This is a genomic window from Rugamonas rubra (assembly GCF_900114705.1).
Classification (GTDB): domain Bacteria; phylum Pseudomonadota; class Gammaproteobacteria; order Burkholderiales; family Burkholderiaceae_D; genus Rugamonas; species Rugamonas rubra.
Genome location: NZ_FOTW01000021.1, coordinates 70,408 through 89,803, shown reverse-complemented (window position 1 = coordinate 89,803; position 19,396 = coordinate 70,408). Strand labels below are relative to the sequence as shown.

14 protein-coding genes are annotated in these 19,396 nt (G+C 72.1%); 9 read left to right on the top strand and 5 right to left on the bottom strand.

Going from position 1 to position 19,396, the window contains the following annotated elements; genetic code table 11:
• Positions 1–134 precede the first annotated feature (134 nt).
• Genes BM252_RS21190 through BM252_RS21180 form a run of 3 tightly spaced genes read left to right on the top strand, consistent with a single transcriptional unit; the run spans position 135 to position 4,658 of the window.
• Positions 135–2,093 carry a serine protein kinase gene (locus BM252_RS21190; RefSeq protein WP_093389655.1) on the top strand — a complete coding sequence of 653 codons (1,959 nt, stop codon included), beginning with the start codon at positions 135–137 and terminating at the stop codon, positions 2,091–2,093.
• A gap of 13 nt (positions 2,094–2,106) precedes the next feature.
• A complete protein-coding gene (locus BM252_RS21185; protein ID WP_093389654.1) occupies positions 2,107–3,270 on the top strand; it encodes a DUF444 family protein in 1,164 nt (387 codons plus the stop codon).
• On the top strand, positions 3,267–4,658 hold the full coding sequence (locus BM252_RS21180) for a SpoVR family protein (protein ID WP_217429941.1): 1,392 nt from the start codon (positions 3,267–3,269) through the stop codon (positions 4,656–4,658). Before BM252_RS21185 ends, BM252_RS21180 begins: the two co-directional genes overlap by 4 nt.
• Before the next feature lie 15 nt (positions 4,659–4,673).
• Here BM252_RS21180 and BM252_RS21175 read toward each other — a convergent pair whose 3' ends face one another.
• Complete coding sequence (locus BM252_RS21175) at positions 4,674–5,744, bottom strand: SDR family oxidoreductase (protein ID WP_093389653.1); 1,071 nt, start codon at positions 5,742–5,744, stop codon at positions 4,674–4,676.
• Positions 5,744–7,024: a nucleotide sugar dehydrogenase gene (locus tag BM252_RS21170; protein ID WP_093389652.1), complete on the bottom strand. Its 1,281-nt coding sequence runs from the start codon at positions 7,022–7,024 to the stop codon at positions 5,744–5,746. The genes BM252_RS21175 and BM252_RS21170 overlap by 1 nt, the downstream gene beginning before the upstream one ends.
• A 214-nt stretch (positions 7,025–7,238) precedes the next feature.
• Here BM252_RS21170 and prsT point away from each other — a divergent pair, with 214 nt between their 5' ends.
• Together prsT and BM252_RS21160 are read left to right on the top strand one after the other, a co-directional pair.
• The gene (gene prsT / locus BM252_RS21165; RefSeq protein WP_093389651.1) at positions 7,239–10,094 is read left to right on the top strand and encodes an XrtA/PEP-CTERM system TPR-repeat protein PrsT; all 2,856 of its coding nucleotides are present in this window, start codon (positions 7,239–7,241) and stop codon (positions 10,092–10,094) included.
• Between the two features lie 88 nt (positions 10,095–10,182).
• The gene (locus tag BM252_RS21160; RefSeq protein WP_093389650.1) at positions 10,183–10,935 is read left to right on the top strand and encodes a S1 family peptidase; all 753 of its coding nucleotides are present in this window, start codon (positions 10,183–10,185) and stop codon (positions 10,933–10,935) included.
• Positions 10,936–10,953: 18 nt separating this feature from the next.
• Here the strand turns inward: BM252_RS21160 and BM252_RS21155 are convergent, their stop codons facing one another.
• Both BM252_RS21155 and BM252_RS21150 read right to left on the bottom strand, forming a co-directional pair.
• Entirely contained in the window at positions 10,954–12,624 is a 1,671-nt protein-coding gene (locus BM252_RS21155) for an FAD-binding oxidoreductase (protein WP_093389649.1), read from the bottom strand.
• Between the two features lie 4 nt (positions 12,625–12,628).
• Positions 12,629–13,372 carry an N-acyl amino acid synthase FeeM domain-containing protein gene (locus tag BM252_RS21150; protein WP_245774369.1) on the bottom strand — a complete coding sequence of 248 codons (744 nt, stop codon included), beginning with the start codon at positions 13,370–13,372 and terminating at the stop codon, positions 12,629–12,631.
• Between the two features lie 299 nt (positions 13,373–13,671).
• Here BM252_RS21150 and BM252_RS21145 point away from each other — a divergent pair, with 299 nt between their 5' ends.
• Positions 13,672–14,610, top strand: coding sequence for an EDSAP-1 family PEP-CTERM protein (locus tag BM252_RS21145; protein WP_174900611.1), 939 nt, complete (start codon positions 13,672–13,674; stop codon positions 14,608–14,610).
• Between the two features lie 52 nt (positions 14,611–14,662).
• Here BM252_RS21145 and BM252_RS21140 read toward each other — a convergent pair whose 3' ends face one another.
• Positions 14,663–15,292, bottom strand: a complete 630-nt coding sequence (locus BM252_RS21140) for an XrtA/PEP-CTERM system exopolysaccharide export protein (RefSeq protein WP_093389646.1) — start codon at positions 15,290–15,292, stop codon at positions 14,663–14,665.
• Positions 15,293–15,510: 218 nt separating this feature from the next.
• On the opposite strand from BM252_RS21140, the gene BM252_RS21135 reads away from it, so the two are divergent.
• The 3 genes from BM252_RS21135 to BM252_RS21125 are packed head-to-tail and all read left to right on the top strand — an operon-like array spanning position 15,511 to position 19,343.
• Positions 15,511–17,037 (top strand): XrtA system polysaccharide chain length determinant, encoded by a 1,527-nt coding sequence (locus tag BM252_RS21135; protein ID WP_093389726.1) that lies wholly within the window; start codon positions 15,511–15,513, stop codon positions 17,035–17,037.
• A 10-nt stretch (positions 17,038–17,047) separates the two neighbouring features.
• Positions 17,048–17,833: an XrtA-associated tyrosine autokinase gene (locus BM252_RS21130; protein ID WP_093389645.1), complete on the top strand. Its 786-nt coding sequence runs from the start codon at positions 17,048–17,050 to the stop codon at positions 17,831–17,833.
• Positions 17,817–19,343 carry a TIGR03016 family PEP-CTERM system-associated outer membrane protein gene (locus BM252_RS21125; RefSeq protein ID WP_093389644.1) on the top strand — a complete coding sequence of 509 codons (1,527 nt, stop codon included), beginning with the start codon at positions 17,817–17,819 and terminating at the stop codon, positions 19,341–19,343. Before BM252_RS21130 ends, BM252_RS21125 begins: the two co-directional genes overlap by 17 nt.
• Positions 19,344–19,396: the final 53 nt, after the last annotated feature.

Genomic DNA, 19,396 nt, shown 5'->3' with positions numbered 1-19,396 from the left:
CGTCCTTAGAGTGCCGCTCCGCGGCCTTGTATCCGTCCGCCCGATTGATCGAGGTCATGCCCACCGTGGCGGGCAAGACCGATACTGAACTTCGCCCTCGCCCGCAGCGGCTTTGTTCAGGAGGAAACGTGACGATGAATCGAGCCGAAGCGCCGGCCGGGCCGGCGCCCCGCCAAGCGCAGTTTCTCGACAGCCTGGCCGCCTTCACGCAGCAGCACCGGGTCGGCAACTGGACCGGCAGCTTCGCCGATTTCATGGCGCAGGTCCTGCCGCGCGCGCCGCTGCTGCTGGCGCGCAACTCGCACCAATACATCTGGGACATGCTGCGCTGGACCGGCGACGCCGCGCCCGGCGGCGGCGCGCCCGGCCGCCTGTTCGCCGACCAGTTGTTCGGCGTCGACGAGGCGATCGCCCGCGTCGCCGACTACTTCAAGGCGGCGGCCGCCGGCTCCGAGGTGGGGCGGCGCCTGCTGTTGCTGCTGGGGCCGCCGTCGGGCGGCAAGTCGACGCTGGTGATCCTGCTCAAGCGCGGCCTCGAGGAGTACAGCTACACCGAGGCCGGCGCGCTGTACGCCATCGCCGGCTGCCCGCTGCACGAGTCGCCGCTGCACCTGGTGCCGCACACCCTGCGCGGCCAACTGCGCGACAGCTACGGCGTCGAGGTGCGCGGCGAGCTGTGTCCGCACTGCCGCGTCGGCCTCGAGCAGCAGCACGCCGGCGACTTCCTGCGCATGCCGGTCGAGCGCGTCTACCTGGCCGAGGCCGGCCGCTGCGGCATCGGCACCTACGCGCCGCACGACCCGACCACCGCCGACCTGGCCGACCTGGTCGGCTCGGTCGACCTGTCCAAGGTGGCCCAGTACGGCGACGAGGGCGACCCGCGCGCCTGGTCGTGGTCGGGCGCCGTCTACGCCGCCAGCCGCGGCGTGCTGGAGATGATCGAGATCCTCAAGGTCAAGCGCGAGTTCCTCTACCTGCTGCTCACCCTGACGCAGGAGAACAACGTCAAGGTCTCGCGCTTCCCGCTGATCTACCTCGACGAGACCATCCTGGCGCACACCAACCTGGCCGAGTTCCGCAAGTTCCTGCAGGAGAGCGAGAACGAGGCCCTGCTCGACCGCATGGTCATCGTCCAGGTGCCCTACACGCTGGACTACCGCGAGGAGGCGCGCATCTACCGCAAGCTGATCCTGTCGGCGGCGCCGGCCTTCCGCCAGGTGCACCTGGACCCGCACGTGCTGCACGCGGCGGCCGTGTTCGCCATCCTCAGCCGGCTGCGCGAGGGCGACGACAAGGACGCCGAACTGGTCAAGAAGGTGCGCCTGCACGCCGGCGAGGAGCTCGAGGGGGGCAACCAGGCCGAGGCCAGGCGCCTGCGCGAGCGCGAGCTGGCGCCCGACGAGGGCCTGTCGGGCGTCTCGCCGCGCTTCGTCATCAACGCCCTGTCGAACGCCATCATCCAGTCGGCGCAAAACAGCCTGAGCACGATGGACCTGCTGCTGGCGCTCAAGGACGGCATCGAGAACGACGCCCGCATCGAGCCCAAGCGCAAGCGCCGCTGGGTCGACTTCCTGGTGCTCACGCGCAAGGACTTCTACAACCGCTGGGTCAAGGAGGACGTCCACAAGGCGCTGTTCGTCTCCTTCGAGCAGGAGGCCCAGGAGCTGCTCGGCAAGTATCTCGACGAGGTCGAGGCGATGCTCGACAACCGCCAGGTCAAGGACCCCATCACCAGCGAGGAGCGGCGGCCCGACGAGCGCTTCCTCCGCGCCGTCGAGGAGAAGATCCACATCTCCGACTCGGGCAAGCAGTCGTTCCGCCAGGAGGTGGTGCGCAAGGCGATGGGCGCCTTCAAGCGCGGCGAGCGCTTCGGCCTGGGCAGCCACGCCCCGCTCAACGACGCCGTCCAGCAATACCTGTTCGAGCAGCGGCGCGACGTGCTGCGCCTGGTCAGCTCGGCCAAGCGGCCCGACGACGAGGTGCGCAGCAAGGTCTCGGCGGTCGAGCGGCGCCTGGTCGAGGAGTACGGCTACGACGCGCACAGCGCCCGCGAGGCGCTCAACTACGTGACCACCCTGCTGGCGCAGGAATGAGCGGGGTGGCGCGATGGCCGAACCGTCCTCCCCCGCCAGCGACTGGTACCAGCTGTTCTCGCGCGGCGCGCGCGACTGGCTGCGCCACAACGACAAGGTGCGCGAGGCGGTGCGCGGCCACCTGCCCGAGCTGATCGCCGGCCCCGAGCTGATGACGGGCGGCGCCGAGCGCACCGTGCAGGTGCCGGTGCGCCTGCTCGAGCACGCCCGCTTCCGCCTGGCCGAGGCGCGCCACGCCGCCGGCGCCGGCCAGGGCGACGGCCAGCCGGGCGACCTGCTGCGCCCGGCGCGCGAGCCGGCCGACGGCGCCGGCGGCGAGTCCGGCGGCGGCGCCGCCGAGGGCGCCGTGCGCCTGCTGCTCGAATTCTCCGTCGACGACATCGTCGACTGGCTGTGGGACGAGCTCAAGCTGCCCCGGCTGGAACCGCGCCAGGGCGGCCCGCTGAGCGAACCGGAGCTGGTGCGCGAGGGCTGGGACAAGCGCGGCGCCCGCTCGCGGCTGGACCGGCGCCGCACCGTCAAGGAGGCCATCAAGCGCCGCGCCGTGCAGGACGACCCCCTGCCCTTCGTCAACGAGGACCTGCGCTTCCGCCAGTTGACGGCGCGCAAGCGGCCGAGCACCAGCGCCGTCGTCTTCTTCGTGCTCGACGCCTCGGCCAGCATGGGCGAGGCCGAGCGCACCCTGGCCAAGACCTTCTTCTTCTTCGCCCTGCAGGGCCTGCGGCGGGCCTACCGCCAGGTCGAGACGCGCTTCCTGGCGCACACCACCCAGGCCTGGGAGTTCGCCGAGGCCGATTTCTTCCAGGTCAGCGGCAGCGGCGGCACCATCGCCTCGTCGGCCTTCCGCCTGGCCCTGGCCCTGCTGCGCGAGCGGTACGCCGCCAGCCGCTACAACAGCTACCTGTTCTACGCCTCCGACGGCGAGAACTTCACCGAGGACCGGGCGGCGGCCGGCCAGGGCCTGGGCGAGCTGGCGCGCCGGCTCAACTACCTGGCCTACGCCGAGACGGTGCCGGGCGCCGGGCGCGGCGTGGACACCGAGATGCACCGCCTGTGCGCCGAGCTGGTCCGCCGCGGCCTGCCGGTCGGCAGCAGCGTGCTGGCCAGCGGCGCGGACGTCTGGCCGGCGCTGCGCAGCTTCCTCGGCCACGCGGCGCGGGCGGAGGACGGGCCATGATGCCGGCGCCGCTGGACGGCTACGCCGAGCGCATCGCCGCGCTGGCGCGGGCGCTGGGGCTGGACTTCTACCCGGTCGACTTCGAGCTGGTGCCGGCCAACTTCATGCTGGAGGTGGCCGTCTACGGCCTGCCGGTGCGCATGCGCCACTGGTCCTTCGGCGTGCGCTACATCCACCAGCTGGTGCAGCAGCACATGGGCCATTCGCGCATCTTCGAGGTGATGTTCCCGGGCGATCCCTGCCGCGCCTACATGATGGACGCCAACAGCCTGGCCGAGAACACCCTGGTCGCCGCCCACGTGCTGGGCCACGCCGACTTCGCCCGCAACAACGCCCTGTTCACCCGCTTCATGCAGATGGCCGGCGGCGACATCCTCGCGCGCAGCGCGGCCCGGGCGCGGCGCATCGAGGCGGCGCTGGCGCGCCACGGCCAGCAGCGGGTGGAGGCGGTGCTCGACGCCGCGCTGGCGCTCGAGCCGCACATCGACGTCAACGCCGCGCTGCACCGGCCCGACTATCCGGCGGCGCCGGAAGGCGCCGTCGAGCGCGCCGCCGGCCCCTTCGAGCGCCGTTTCCAGGCCCTGCCCGGCGCCGCCGCGCCGCCGCCGGCGCGGGCGGAGGCGCCGGCGCTGCCGCCGTGGCCCGAGTCGGACCTGTTGTGGTTCATCGCCCGCCACGCGCCCGAGCTCGACGACTGGGAGCGCGACATCTTCCTCGCCGTGCGCGAGGAGGCCTACTATTTCTATCCGGTGTACGCCTGCCAGATCATGAACGAGGGCTGGGCCTCGTACTGGCACGCCCGCCTGCTGCGCGAGGCCCACTTCCTGCCGCCCGCGCTGTACCTGGAGGCGATCAAGTCGCACTCGGACGTGGTGCGCCCCTACGGCGGCGAGCGCCAGTTGGCGCTGGCGCTGAACCCCTACCACCTGGGCTTTTCGATGTGGGAGCACATCGTCGAGCAGCGCGGCATGGCCGAGGCGCGCCGCATCTGCCGCGACGAGGACGACTTCGGCTTCGTGCGCAACTACCTGGACGAGGCGCTGGCGCAGCGGCTCGGGCTGTTCGTCTACGAGACCCGGGTCGACGGCGAGACGCGGGTCGCCAGCCGCGACCTGGCGGCCGTGCGCGAGGCCATCCTGGCGCCGCGCTACCACTACGGCGCGCCGTCGATCGCCGTCAAGCGCCTGCACGCCGACGGCAGCCTGCTGCTGGCGCACGACCACCTGGCCGACGGCCGCGGCCTCGACCTGGCCCAGGCCGAGCGGGTGCTCGACTATGTGGCGCGGGTGTGGCGCCGGCCCGTCGCGCTCGACACGGTGGATTTCCGCGGCGGCGGCCGCCGCGTCGAGGCCGGCGGCGGCAAGCAGCCGCCCCGGTCCGCCGGCTAGGGCGGCAAGGGCGCGCTAGCGCGGCGGGCCCAGGTTGCCGACATACCAGTGGATCGCCTGGCGCAGGCCGCGCGCCACGTCGTGCGTGGGCGCGTAGCCCAGCAGCGCCGCCGCCTTGCCGATGTCGGCCTGCGAATGGCGCACGTCGCCGGCGCGGAAGTCGGCATAGTCGGGGCGGTAGTCGCGCAGATGGGGGAAGCGCTCGACCAGCAGGCCGTGCAGCATCAGGTAGAGCTCGTTGAGCGAGGTGCGCGCGCCGACGGCGACGTTGTAGACCTGGTTGGGCGCCGCCGGGTTGTCGCTCAGCGCCGCCAGCAGGTTGGCCTGCACCACGTTGCCGACGAAGCAGAAGTCGCGGCTGCTTTCGCCGTCGCCGTGGATCAGCAGGCGGCGGTCGTGGATCAGCGCGGCGATCCAGCGCGGGATCACCGCCGCGTAGTCGCCCTCGGGGTCCTGGCGCGGGCCGAACACGTTGAAGTAGCGCAGGCCGATCGCCTGCCCGCCGTAGCAGCGGGCGAACACCTCGGCGTACAGTTCGTTGACCGACTTGCTCAGGGCGTAGGGCGAGAGCGGCCGGCCGCTGCGCCCCTCTTGCTTGGGCAGCGCCGCGTCGTCGCCGTAGCTGGCGCTCGAGGCGGCGTAGACCAGGCGGGCCACGCCGGCGTCGCGGGCGGCCAACAGCAGCTTGAGGAAGCCGCCGACGTTGATGTCGTTGCACAGCAGCGGCTCGGCGATCGAGCGCGGCACCGAGCCCAGCGCGGCCTGGTGCAGCACGTAGTCGACGCCGGCGCAGGCCTGGCGGCACTGGCCGAGGTCGCGGATGTCGCCGTCGATCAGGCAGAAGCGCTCCCAGGCGCGCGGCCCGACCGCCGCGCGCACCTGCTCCAGGTTGTGCCGGTGGCCGGTGAGGAAGTTGTCCAGGCCGGTGACGCGCTGGCCCAGTTCGAGCAGGGCCTCGAGCAGGTTCGAGCCGATGAAGCCGGCCACGCCGGTGACCAGCCAGTGGTGGCGGCGCTGGCCGAGCTGTTCGCGGGCGCGCTGGTAGGCCGACTCGGCCGGCGCGCCGTTGCCGTAGTCGGCCGCCATCACAGCCGCCACAGGCGCAGCCCGGCCTCGCGCAGGGCCAGCGGGTCGAAGCGCGACTTGACGTCGATGAAGCAGCCCTGCGGCTTGACCTTGGCCAGCAAGTCGGCCAGCGGCCGCGCCAGCAGGGCGCGGTGCGACACGGCGCAGACCAGGGCGTCGGCGGCCGGCAGCTCGTCCCACGGGCACAGCGCGATGGCGTATTCGCGCTCGGCCTCGGCGGGGTCGGCCAGCGGATCGTGCACCCGCACGCGCAGGCCGTAGGACTCGAGTTCGCGCACCAGGTCGGCGACCTTGGAGTTGCGCAGGTCGGCGCAGTTCTCCTTGAAGGTCAGGCCCAGCACGTTGACGCAACAGTCGCGCAGGCGCAGGCCGGCGCGCACCATCTCCTTGACGGTCTGCTCGGCGACGTACTTGGCCATGCCGTCGTTGATGCGGCGCCCGGCCAGGATCACCTGCGGGTGGTAGCCGAGCATCTCGGCCTTGTGGGTCAGGTAGTAGGGGTCGACGCCGATGCAGTGGCCGCCCACCAGGCCCGGGCTGAAGGGCAGGAAGTTCCACTTGGTGCCGGCCGCCTGCAGCACCTCCTGGGTGTCGATGCCGAGCTTGTCGAAGATGATCGCCAGCTCGTTCATCAGCGCGATGTTCAGGTCGCGCTGGGTGTTTTCGATCACCTTGGCCGCCTCGGCCACGCGGATGCTCGAGGCGCGGTGCACGCCGGCCGCCACCACCCCCTCGTACAGGGCGGCGACGCGCTCGAGCGTGGCGTCGTCGTCGGCGGCGACGATCTTGCGGATCGACGCCAGCGTGTGCTCGCGGTCGCCCGGGTTGATGCGCTCGGGCGAGAAGCCGACGTGGAAGTCGCGCCGCCACTGCAGGCCGGAGTGGCGCTCGAGCAGGGGGATGCAGACCTCCTCGGTGGCGCCGGGATAGACGGTCGACTCGTAGACGACGACGGCGCCGCGCTTCATGTGGCGGCCGACCGCCTCGCTGGCGCCGGCCAGCGCGGAGAAGTCGGGGTTGTGGGCGGCGTCGACCGGCGTCGGCACGGCCACCACGATGCAGTCGGCGGCGGCCAGCTCGGCCGGATCGCAGCCCATGCTGAGCCATTTGGCGGCGGCGAAGCGGGCGGCGTCGACCTCGCCGGCCGGGTCGATGCCGCGCCGGTAGCTGGCCACCTTGCGCGCCGACAGGTCGACGCCGATGGTGCGCTGGCGCGCGCCGAAGGCCACCGCCAGCGACAAACCGACATATCCCAAACCCACTACCGCCACGACGTCCATATCGTCCCCCCGCGTTCCAGATGGTTGGCCAGCGCGGCGCCCGCCCGTGCGGGGCGAGCGCCTGAGGCGATTCTACGGGGCCGCCGCCGGCCCCGCTTGAGGCGGCACAAGGGCGCGCCGCTTGGGCCGCAATTCGAGCTTGTTTGTGCCGGATCAACGAGCGCTGCCGGCCTTCTTCCTACCCTAGTGCTTACAGTCCGAGCGGGAGAAAACCATGGTCAAGTTGTCCGCCGCGTCCGGTGCCGCACCCTTGCCACCGGGCGCCGCCTGCGCGCCGCCCGCCCGCCGGGCCGGGCCGCCGGGCCGCCCGCGCCGGCCGCTGCGCTGTTGGCCACTGGCCGTGTTGGCCGCCGCGCTGGCGCTGTCCGGCTGCGCCCGCCACGACGGCGCCGCCCAGATGGCGCAGGCGCGCCAGTATCAACAGCAGGGCAAGACGCGCGCCGCCATCATCGAGATGAAGAACGTGCTGCAGCAGGAGTCCGGCAACGGCGCGGCGCGGCTGTTGCTCGGCGAGCTGTATCTGGACACGGGCGACGTGTTGTCGGCCGACAAGGAGTTGCGCCGCGCGCTGGCGCTGGGCGCGCCCAAGCCCCAGGTGCTGCCGGCGCTGGGCCGCGCGCTGTTGCAGCAAGGCCAGTTCGAGCAGCTCGACGCCTTGCTCGCCGACACCGAAGCCCAGCCCGTCTATCTGGTGTTGCGCGGCAACGCGGCGCTCGGCCGCAACCAGATCGAGCCGGCCGCCAAGCTGTTCGAGCAGGCGCTGCGGGGGCAGCCGGGCCACGCCGGCGCCCTGCTCGGCCAGGCCCGCCTGGCCTTGGCGCGGCGCCAGCCGCAGGCGGCACTGCTGCTGGTCGAACAGGCGCTGCAGGGCAATCCGGACGAGCCGGACCATCTGCGCCTGAAGGGCGATCTGCTGCGCTTGCAGGGCGACAGCGCCGGCGCCCTGCTGGCCTATCAACGGATCGTCCGTCTGCGCCCGGAGCAGGCCCAGGCCCAGGTCGACATCGCCAACCTGCATCTGCAGGCCGGCCGGATCGAGCAGGCCAAGGCGGCCCTTGCGCTGGCGCGCAAGGCCGGACCCGGCCAGTTGCTGGTGGTCTACACCCAGGCCTTGATCGACTTCCGCGAGGGCCGCCTGGCCGCCTCGCTCGACCAGTTGCAGCAGGTGCTGCGGGTGGCGCCCGAACACATGCCCAGCGTGCTGTTGTGCGGCGCCGTGCAACTGGGCCTGGGCGCCTATCAACAGGCCGAGCAACAGCTGGCCAGGTTTCTGGCCGCCAATCCCGGCCAGGTCTACGCCAGCAAGCTGATGGCCACCGTCGCCCTGAAGAACGGCGCGCCGGAGCAGGCCCTCCAGCTGCTCGAGCCTCTGCTCGAGCCGGCCGGCGGGGCGCGCCAGGGCGACGTCGAACTGCTGACGCTGGCCGGCGAGGCCTACATGCAGGGCCGCAAGTTCGACAAGGCCGCCGCCGCCTTCGAACAGGCCAGCGCGCTGGCGCCGCAGGCGGCCATGCTGCACGCCGCCCTCGGCGTGAGCCGCATCGGCATGGGCGAGAGCGGCCGCGCCATCGCCGAGCTCGAGCGCGCCGCCAGCCTGGAGCCGAAGGGCGGCCGCGCCGGCGTGTTGCTGGTGCTGACCCATTTGCGCGCCAAGGACTACCCCAAGGCGCTGGCGGCGGTCAAGCAGATGGAGCGACAACAGGGCGGCAACCCGCTGGTGCACAACCTGAAGGGCGGCGTGCTGCTGGCCAGCCGCGACGTCGCCGGCGCGCGCGCCAGCTTCGAGCACGCGCTGACCCTCGACCCACTCTATTTGCCGGCGCTGGAGAACCTGGCCCAGCTCGACACCCTGGAAAAGCACCCCGAGCTGGCCCGCCAACGCTACGAGGCGGCGCTGCGGCGCGCGCCGAAGAACGCCGCCATCCTCGGCGCGCTGGCCAAGCTGGCCACCGCCCAGGGCAAGCCGGCCGAGGCCCGCGTCTGGCTCGAGCGCGCCGCCCGGGACAATCCCGAGGCGCTGGCGCCGGCCATGCTGCTGGCCCACTTCTACCTGCGCAGCGGCGAGCAGCAAAAAGCGCTGGTGCAGGCGCAAAAGCTGCAGGCCAGCAACCCCGGCAACGCCGACGCGCTGGCCCTGCTGGCCGAGGCGCAGACCGCCACCGGCCAGCTCGAGCCGGCGGCCGACAGCATGGCCAAGCTGGCCCTGCTGCAACCGGCCTCGGCCGCCGTGCAGATGCGCCTGTCGACCGCCCAGCTGAGCGCCGGCGACATCGCCGGCGCCGTGCGCAGCCTGCGCAAGGCGCTGGCGCTGCAGCCCGACTTGCCGCAGGCGCAGGCGGCGCTGGTGCAGCTGCTGACCGCCCAGGCCGGCTATGCGCCGGCGCTGGCGCTGGCGCGCGAGGTGCAGCGCGGCCACGCCGAGGCGCCGCTCGGCTACAAGCTCGAGGGCGACGTGCTGCTGGCCCAGAAGCGGCCGGAGGCGGCGCTGGCGCTGTACCAGCGCGCCTTCGGCCTGGCGCCGTCGGGTCCGCTGTTGATCCCGCTGCACGGCGCCCTGAAGGCGATGGGCCGGACGGCGCAGGGCAACGCCCGGCTGCGCGACTGGCTGGCCCAGCACCCGGCCGACCAGCCGACCCGCCTGCACCTGGCCAGCAGCCTGCTGGCCGACAAGGACTATCCGGCCGCGCGCGAGCAGTTCGAGCGCATCCTGCGCGACGACCCGGCCAACGTGATCGCCCTCAACGACCTGGCCTGGTTGTACCAGCAGCAAAACGACGGGCGCGCCGTCGCGCTGGCCGAGCGCGCCTACAAGCTGGCGCCGGCCACGCCCGCCGTGCTCGACACGCTGGGCTGGATACTGGCCGAGCGCGGCGAGCACGCCCGCGCCCTGCCGCTGCTGCGCCTGGCCAGCGAGCGGGCGCCGGAGGCGGGCGAGATCCGCTACCATCTCGGCATGAGCCTGCTCAAATCGGGCGACCGGCGCGGCGCGCGCAGCGAACTCGAGAAGGTGCTGGCCGGCAAGGACTTCGGCCGCCGCGACGAGGTCAAGGAGGTGCTGACGCGGCTCTAGGCGCGGCGCCGCCGCGGCGCCCGCCGCGTTCGCCGGCCGTGTGCTACTGTGCCTGCTTGTCCCCGCCCCCACCACCACGGATACGTCCATGCGCTATTGTCTGATCGCCCTTCTGCTGTTCTGGCCGGCCCGCCACGCCGGCGCCGCCGACCTGCCGCGCGCCATCGAGGCGGCCAAGCGCTCGGTGGTGGGCATCGGCAGCTTCCAGAAGCTGCGCAGCCCGGCGATCAACTTCGTCGGCACCGGCTTCGTCGTCGGCGACGGCCTCAGCGTCATCACCGCCGCCCACGTGATCCAGGACCTGCAGAACGCCGAGCGGAACGAGACGCTCGGCGTGCTGATCCCGATGGGCGAGAGCGCGCAGTTCCGCGCCGCCAGCGTGGTCGCCATCGACCGCGAGCACGACCTGGCGCAGTTGCGCATCGCCGGCGCGCCGCTGCCGGCGATGCAGTTGGGCGACTCGGCGGCCGTCGCCGAGGGGCGCGCGCTGGCCTTCACCGGCTTCCCGCTGGGCATGCTGCTGGGCCTGCACCACGTCACCCACCGCGGCATGGTCTCGTCGATCACCCCGGTGGCGATGCCGTCGAGCAGTTCGCGCAAGCTCGACGTCAAGCTGGTGGGCCAGTTGCAGCGCTCGCCCTATGCCGTGTTCCAGCTCGACGGCACCGCCTACCCGGGCAACAGCGGCAGCCCGCTGTACGATCCGGACAGCGGCCAGGTCTACGGTGTCATCAACATGGTCTACGTCAAGGGCTTGAAGGAGGCGGCCATCGCCACCCCCAGCGGCATCACCTACGCGATCCCGTCGAACTTCATCCGCGAGCTGCTGCGGCCGCGTTGAGGCGGCCGCGGCAGCCCGCTAGCGCGCCCCGCCGCCGCCCTGGTAGCGGCCCGGCGCCAGGATGCAGGCCGGGTCCAGCGCCGCCTTGATGCGCGCCACGGCGCGCCAGTAGGGGTCGGCGCCGTTGTCGAGCCGGTCCATCGACTGCAGGCCGACCCGGTAGGGGATGTAGCCGGCCGCCATGACGGCGTCGAACAACTGCAGGTAGCAGGCCTTGGCGCGGGCCACCTCGTCGGCGTCGTCCTTGTCGTAGGCCACCGTCAACACGCCGCCCAGCGCGCGCTCGGTGATCATGCTGAAGGTGGCGAACAGGTCGAAGCGGTGGCGCGCGAAGATGGGCTCGGCCAGCGCGTGGACGGCGAGCAAGGCCTCGCCGCGCAGCGGCAGCACCGGCGAGACCCACAGCAGGCCGCAGTTGTCGAGCGCCGGATTGGCGCCGAGCGGAAAACCGGCCGGCAGGCCGCCGCGCCGGCGCCAGTAGGCGCCGGCCAGGAAGCGGCCGTTCGGCACGCCGCGGTTCATCTCGAACAGCGCCTCGCCCAGCGCGACCTTGGCGCGCAGGCGGCGCCCCGCCGCGCCGCCGAGCAGGCGCGCCAGCCAGGCGCCCAGCGCCAGTTTGCGCTGGTCGAGGAACTGGACCCGCTGGCCGGCCGCCGCCAGCGCCCGCCGCAGCGCGCCGCGCGCCGCCGCCACCTGGGCGCGGCTGCCGTACAGGGCGCCCGAGACGGTCCAGGCGCCGATGCCGTCGGCGCGGCGCAGCGCCAGGCGGACCTCGGCCGGCAGCGGCGTGCGCCCGCCGGCCAGCTCGGCGGGAAACACCCGGCCGCCGGAGATCACCCGCAGGTCGTTGCCGATGTGGACCACGCTGCGCAGCGTGCCGTCGAGCCGCAGCGGGCGCAGCGCGTCGACCACGGCGCCGATTCGGCCGTGCTGTTCGACGCGGCAGATGAAGTGTTCGACGCAGGCCGTCTGCGGCATCAGCCACAGCCCCATCTGCGTGACGATGCCCAGGTTCGACTGGGTGAACAGGCCGTCCAGGTGCGGCCCCAGGCCGTAGGGGAACAGGCGGGTGGCGCGGGCGCCGGGATAGTGGCCGAAACCGGTCTCGACGATGTCGCCGTCGGCCAGCACCACCTGCATGCCGGCCACGCTGGCGTAGCGGTTGCCGTAGGGCGAGTGGCCGAAGCCGCGCTCGAGGACGTTGCCGACCAGGCTGGTGTCCGGCCCGGCGCCGGTGCAGTCCATCCACAGCGGCAGGCCGTGCTCGACCAGGTGGCGCGACAACTGCTGCTGCGTCACGCCCGGCTCGATCACCGCGTAGGCCAGCTCGGCGTCGACCTCGACGATGCGGTTCATCAGGCCCAGGTCGACGATGACCTGGCCGTCGGCGACGGCGCAGGCGTCGCCGTAGCCCCAGTTGCGCCCGGTGCTCAGCGGATACAGCGGCAGGCCGTGGCGGCCGGCGACGCGCACCACGGCGGCCACCTCGGCGGCCGTGGCCGGGCGCAGCACGGCCAGCGGCCGCGTGCCGCAGGAGCCGGTGCTGCTGGCGTAGCGCTCCAGCGTGGCGGCGTCGCGCCGCACCCTGGCGGCGCCCAACAGGCCGTCCCAAGCGGCCAGCGCGGCCGCCAGCGCCTCGCCGGGGGGGGCGCCCGCCGCCGCGGCGGCGCTGCCGGGTGGCGCCGCCATGGCGCTAACCGCGCCCCTGCATCAGGCGCGAGGTGATGCCCGGCTCGTCCCAGGTGGGGAAGAAGTAGGGATAGAACGAGCGTTCGCTCGCCTGCTGCTCCATCAGCCCGCCGAACTTGCGGATCTGCTCGCCCATGTAGTCGAGCTCGAGCCGCAACAGCACGGCCGGCGCGCCGACCCGCGTGCAGGGGCGCTCGCCGCCGAAGTCGCGGAAGCCCAGCATGCGCTTGTAGAACATCACATGGCGCGGGTTGACCTCGATGATGTAGTCGGTGTAGCGGTGGATGTTGTGGGCGTAGATGTAGGAGATGTGGATCAGCGCGGCGAACACCCGCTTCGAGACGCCCTTGTCGATCGCCAGGCGCGACGGCTCGCACAGGCGGCGGCGCTGTTCGCGCAGTTCGTCGAGCTTGTCGCGGAAGTTCTCGTCGGCCGGCAGGCCGACCAAGGCGTTGTCCAGGCACAGCGACATGGTGCCCACCGTCGTGCCGCCGGTCTCGGCGAACAGCGTGATCTTGTTGAGCGGGTGGGCGCTGACCGGGTCGACGGCGTAGCCGCGCCAGCCGTACATTTTCTTCAACAGCATGCTGGCCGCCTCGCGCCGGCCGGTCGAGTTGGCCATCCGGATGTGGAAGGTCTGCTGGTCGATCTGGTGGTCCAGCGCCGGGTCGGCGCCGCCCTCGCCGACCACGAGATCGCGCAGACCCGCCGCCGCCTCGAAGGAAATGATGGTGTCGTCTTGTTGCACGGTGGCTCCCTCTATCATCTGTCGGCCAGCCGCGCGAGCGGCGAACTGGGCTCATGCTCTTGAGACCCGCCATGCAAATGAAAAGTTCCCCTCCGGCGCGATTTTTTTCAGGGCCGGCGGCCGCTGTCGGCGGATTTTCCATCCACCCCGCCGCGCCCTCGCGCCGCGCCGAAACTGTTCGCCAAGCCCTTGTTTTCAAACGCTTTATCGATCCGGGCACGGATCCTGCTGCATCGCTGTCACCGGCACCGCACAGCGGCCGTGAACATCGAAGCCACCACCTTAAGGAGCAACACACCATGAACGCCATCAAGAAAAGCATGCTGGCCGCCGGACTGGTCGCCAGCCTCGGCCTGGCCGGCGCCGCGCAGGCCAGCACCTTCGCCTCGGCCATCCTCGACATCAACAACTTCCGCCTGCTGCACTCGAACGGCACGGCCTACAGCACCGCCGACTTCTCCGTGCTGACCGGCACCAACGACGCCCACGCCACCGGCTCGCTCAACGGCGTGTTCGCCAACGGCGCCCAGTCCTTCGGCATCCTCAGCGGCACCACACCGAACGTGGCGCACCAGTGCGTCGGCGCGCCCTGCCCGGCCCTGGCCGAGAACAACTTCGCCCCCTTCCCCTTCCCGCCACCGGTGCCCGGCACCTTCGGCTACGCCGACCAGAACCTGACCGGCTCGTCGATCACCATCGGCGCCACGCCGGCCGGGGCGCACGCCCAGACCCGCGCCGACGCCTCGCTGGGCAGCAACGGCGTGGCCTCGGGCAATTCCGACGTCGGCACCTCGACCACCTTCAACTTCACCCTGGGCACGGCCGACAGCATGACCATCTCGTTCGACGCGACGCCGTTCTCGCAGGCCTACGTGTCGCTCGGCTCGGGGCCGACGGCCAACGCCAACGCGCGCATCTCCTGGTCGATCAACATCCGCGACCTGAGCACCGGCGGCAACACCGTCTTCGACTTCACGCCGTCCGAGCTCAACGGCCAGTCCGCCGTCAGCCGCACCGACGGCCTGCCCGGCCTGACCACCTACAACGCGGCGCTGGCCAGCTTCGCGCTGTCGTCGACCAGCGGCCTGCTCAACGCCACCGACACCTACCAGATCACCATCCAGCACAACACCCTGGCCAACGCGCTGCAGCAGCAGGTGCCGGAGCCGGCCACGCTGGCGGTGTTCGCGGCGGGCCTGCTGGGCATGTCGCTGGTGAGCCGGCGCCGCAGGCAGTGAGCGGGCCGGGCGGCGCCGTCGGAAAACCTGACAGCGCCGCCCGCCGCCGCGGCTAGAACCAGCTCTCCGGGATCACCAGCACGTCGCCCGGGCGCATGGCGACATTGGCCGAGATGTCGCCGTCGCGCAACAGGTCCTGCAGCCGCACGGCCAGTTGCACCTGGCGCCCGTCGACGCTGCGCACGATGCGCGCCTTGTTGCCGGCGGCGAAGTCGGTGACGCCGCCGACGGCGATCAGCACGTCCATCAGCGACATGCCCTGGCGGTAGGCCAGCGCCTGCGGCCGCGCCGCCTGGCCGATCACGCGGATCTGCTCGCCGTAGGGGCCGACGAAGCCGGTGACGATCACCGTCACCACCGGTTGCTGGATGTACTTCTCCAAGGCCTTCTCGATGTCGCGCGCCAGCGCGGTGGAGGTCTTGCCGGCCGCCTGCAGGTCCTCCACCAGCGGCGTGGTGATCTTGCCGTCGGGCCGCACCGGCAGGCTCTGCGACACCTCCGGGTTGCGCCAGACGTTGATGTTGATCGTGTCGCCCGGGCCGATCAAATAGTCGCCCAGCGGCGGCGCGCTCTGCGCCGGCGCCGGCGCGCCGCCGGCGCAGCCGCCCAGCGGGGCGCCGGCCAGGACGGCGGCCAGGGCGGCGGCGCCGCGTTGCAGGAGTCGACGGCGGATCAGGTTCATGGCGGGCCTCTCGGGTCGCGGTGGATGAAGGGGCGCGGCCGCGCCGCGCCCGCCACCTATGATTCAGAAAAGCCGCCGGGGCGGCCTTGACACGGCTCAAGCACGAGCCCGGTTCAAGCGAAACGGCCGCCGCGCCGCCCTATACTTGCCAGCATGGCCCGCCCCGGCGTGCCGCGCCGCGCCGCGCCCGTCGCCACCCCACCTTGGAGAACCTGGACATGGAGGAGACCATCAGCCAGTTGCTGTCCAGCTTGAAGGGGATCTGGAAATACCGCTGGCACGGCCTGGCCGTGATGTGGCTGGTGGCCGCCGCCGGCTGGACCAAGGTGGCGCTGCTGCCGGACGACTACCAGACCACCGCCCGCGTCTTCGTCGACACGCAGAGCATCCTCAAACCGCTGCTGTCGGGCATGACCAGCGTGCCCAACGTCGAGCAGCAGGTGTCGATCATGAGCCGCACCCTGCTGAGCCGGCCCAACGTCGAGCGCGTCATGCGCATGGTCGACCTCGACATCGGCGCCAACACGCCGCGCGAGCGCGAGCTGCTGCTCGACGAACTGATGGGCCGCATCAAGATCGGCGGCACCAGCAGCTACGACATCTACACCATCAGCTACAACAACCGCGACCCCAAGCTGGTGCGCGACGTCGTGCAGTCGCTGCTGACCATTTTCGTCGAGGGCAGCTTCAAGGGGAAAAAGGGCGATTCGCAGAAGGCCGTGCAGTTCATCGACGACCAGATCCGCAGCTACGAGGAGAGGCTGCTGGCGGCCGAGAACAACGTCAAGGAGTTCAAGCTGAAGAACAACTTCCTGCTGCCGCGCCAGGGCATCGACTACGGCGCCCAGCTGCTGATGTCGGCCGACGCCCTCAACGCCGCCCGCCTCGAGCTGGTCGAGGCCGAGCAGGGCCGCAACGCCATCCAGGGCCAGATCGCCGGCGACGAGCCCATCCTCGGCGCCGACCTGAGCCCGGCGGCGATCGACAACCCCGAGCTCGACGGCCGCATCTCCGCCCTCAACAAGAACCTCGACGCGCTGCGCATGCAGTACACCGAGCTGCACCCCGACATCATCGCCGGCAAGCGCCTGGTGGCCCAGCTGGAGGCGAAGAAGGTGGAGGACAGCAAGCTCAAGAGCGCCAACGCCGACCCCGGCAAGAACTACAGCCCGATGCTGCAGCAGCTCAAGGTGGCGCTGGCCGAGGCCGACGCCCGCGTCGCCTCGATCAAGGCACGGGTGCAGGAGTTCACCGCGCGCAACGCCCGCCTGCTGGCGCAGAGCAACGCCGTGCCCGAGGTCGAGTCGCAACTGGCCCAGCTCAACCGCGACTACCTGATCAACAAGGACAACTACGAGAAGCTGATCGGCCGGCGCGAGGCGGCCAAGCTGTCGGGCGACCTGAGCTCGACCACCGAGATGATGAGCTTCAAGATCATCGACCCGCCGACCGTGCCGATGACCCCGGTCGGGCCCAAGCGGCCGCTGCTGTATTCCGCCGTGCTGGCCGGCGCCCTGCTGGTCGGCGCCGCCACCGCCCTGCTGATCAGCCAGGTTCGCCCCACCTACCTCAGCCCGGCGCAGCTGCGCGAGGCGACCGGCCTGCCGGTGCTCGGCACGGTGTCGATGAACTGGACCCGCGCCGAGCTGGTCAAGCGGCGCCGCGGCCGCTACGGCTTCGCCGCCGCGCTGCTCGGCCTGTTCCTGACCTACGGCGGCGTGCTGGCCGCCGCCGTGCTCAAATAGGAGGACCGCGATGCCCCCCAACGATGCGCTACCCGAGCAGTCCGGCGCGGCGCGCCTGCCGGCCGCCGCGCCGGCGCCGCGCCACGTCGAGATCGACCTGGACCGGCTGCGCCAGCTGGGCATGGTCACCCACGACGGCGGGCGCACGCCGGCCGCCGAGGACTTCCGCCTGATCAAGCGGCCGCTGCTGCGGCGCGCCCGCGGCGAGGACGGCGCGGCCATCCCGCAGGGCAACCTGATCGTCGTCACCAGCGCCCTGCCCGGCGAGGGCAAGACCTACTGCGCCGTCAACCTGGCCATGAGCATCGCCATGGAGCGCGACATCACGGTGCTGCTGGTCGACGCCGACGTGGCCCGGCCGTCGGTGCTGAAGGTGCTCGGCCTGGGCGCCGAGCCGGGCCTGATGGACATCCTGCTCAACGACCAGCTGGCGCTGGCCGACGTGATCCTGCGCACCAACGTCGCCACCCTCAGCGTGCTGCCGGCCGGCCGCGCCAACAAGCACGCCACCGAGCTGCTGGCCAGCCGCAGCATGCGCCGCCTGCTCAAGGAGATCGCCGAGCGCTACGCCGACCGGGTCGTCATCTTCGACTCGCCGCCGCTGCTGATCACCACCGAGGCCAGCGTGCTGGCGGCGCAGATGGGCCAGGTGGTGCTGGTGGTCGAGGCCGAGACCACCACGCAGCACGCGGTGCGCGAGGCGCTGCGCCAGCTCGACCCCTGCGCCCACGTCAACCTGATCTACAACAAGATCCGCGCCTTCCCCGGCAGCGACTACTATGGCTACTACGACTAGCCGGCCGGCGCCGCCGCTGGCCGCGCTGGCCGCGCTGGCGGCGGCCTGCTGCTGGCCGGCCGCCGCCGCCGACTGGCGCGTCACGCCGACCTTGCGGCTGCGCCAGGCCTATTCGGACAACATGGCGCTGAGTGCGCCGGCCCAGGCCCGCGCCGAGTTCAGCAGCGAGATCGCGCCCGGCGTCGCCGTCCAGGCGCGCGGCCCGCGCCTGACGCTGGCGCTCGACTACGCGCTGCAGCGGCTGGCCTACAGCCGCTCGCCGAGCCGGCTCAAGCACCAGCTCGACGCCGCCGGCCACGCCGAGGCGCTGGCCGACTGGCTGTATGTCGACGGCCAGGCCAGCGTCAGCCAGCGGAACATCTCCGCCTTCGGCCCGCAGCAGAGCGACCCCGCCCAGCTCGGCGGCAACAGCGGCACGGTGCGCAGCGCCAGCCTGAGCCCCTATTTGAAGCACCATTTCCGCGGCCTGGCCGAGGCCGAGCTGCGCTACACCTACCAGGCCAGCAGCAGCGGCGCCCTGCTGCGCGCCCACAGCCAGCAGGCCGGCCTGCGGCTGGTCGGCGACAACCGCGCCGGCGGCTGGAACTGGGAGGCCGCCGTCGGGCAACGGCGCGACAGCGACGCCGCGCTGGCGCAAGTGACCCGGCGCGACGCCACGCTGACGCTGCGCGTGCCGCTGCGGCCGCGCCTGTCGTGGTTCGCCAGCGCCGGCCGCGAGAGCAACGACTACCAGGCGCCGGGCGGCGCGCCGGGCGGACGCCACTGGTCCAGCGGACTGAGCTGGTCGCCGTCGCCGCGCAGCAGCGTCGCCGCCAGCGTCGGCCGCCGCTATTTCGGCAACACCTACAGCCTCGACGCGCGCCACCAGATGCGCCACCTGGTGCTCGGCCTGAGCTACGGCGAGGACATCACCAGCAGCCAGGAACAGCTGCAGCGCCTGCCGCCGGCCGACCTGGGCAACTTCCTCTACCAGTTGTGGGCCGGCCGCATCCCCGATCCGCTGCTGCGCATCCAGGTCATCAACGCCTTCCTGCGCTACAGCCAGTTGCAGGGGCCGAACGCCGGCAACGTCAACTATCTCAGCCACAACTATTTCCTGCAGAAGCAGTGGAACCTGTCGGCGCTGTACTCGACGCCGAAGAGCACGCTGGCGCTGGGCCTGGGCGGCAGCCGGCGCAGCGCCCAGACCAGCAGCGCCATCGACAGCCCGCTGCTCGGCCCGGCCGAGCTGGCGCAGCAGGAGCACACCCGGCAGACCAGCCTGCACGCCGGCTGGTCCTGGCGCATGTCGGCGCGCAACAACCTGAACGTCAACGCCAACTACGCCGTCGCCGCCGCGCCCGACATCGGCCGGCGCGACCGCAACGCCACCCTGGCGCTGGGCCTGAGCCGCCAGCTGCGGCCCAAGCTGAGCGCCAGCGTCGACCTGCGCCACAGCTGGCACGCCAGCAGCGCCGGCGGCGGCTACCGCGAGAACGGCGCCGCCGCCACCCTGTCCGTGCTGTTCTGAGCCGCGCCCCAGCCGCCCCGTCCATCCCTGCCGTTCCAACCCGCCCGGAGCCC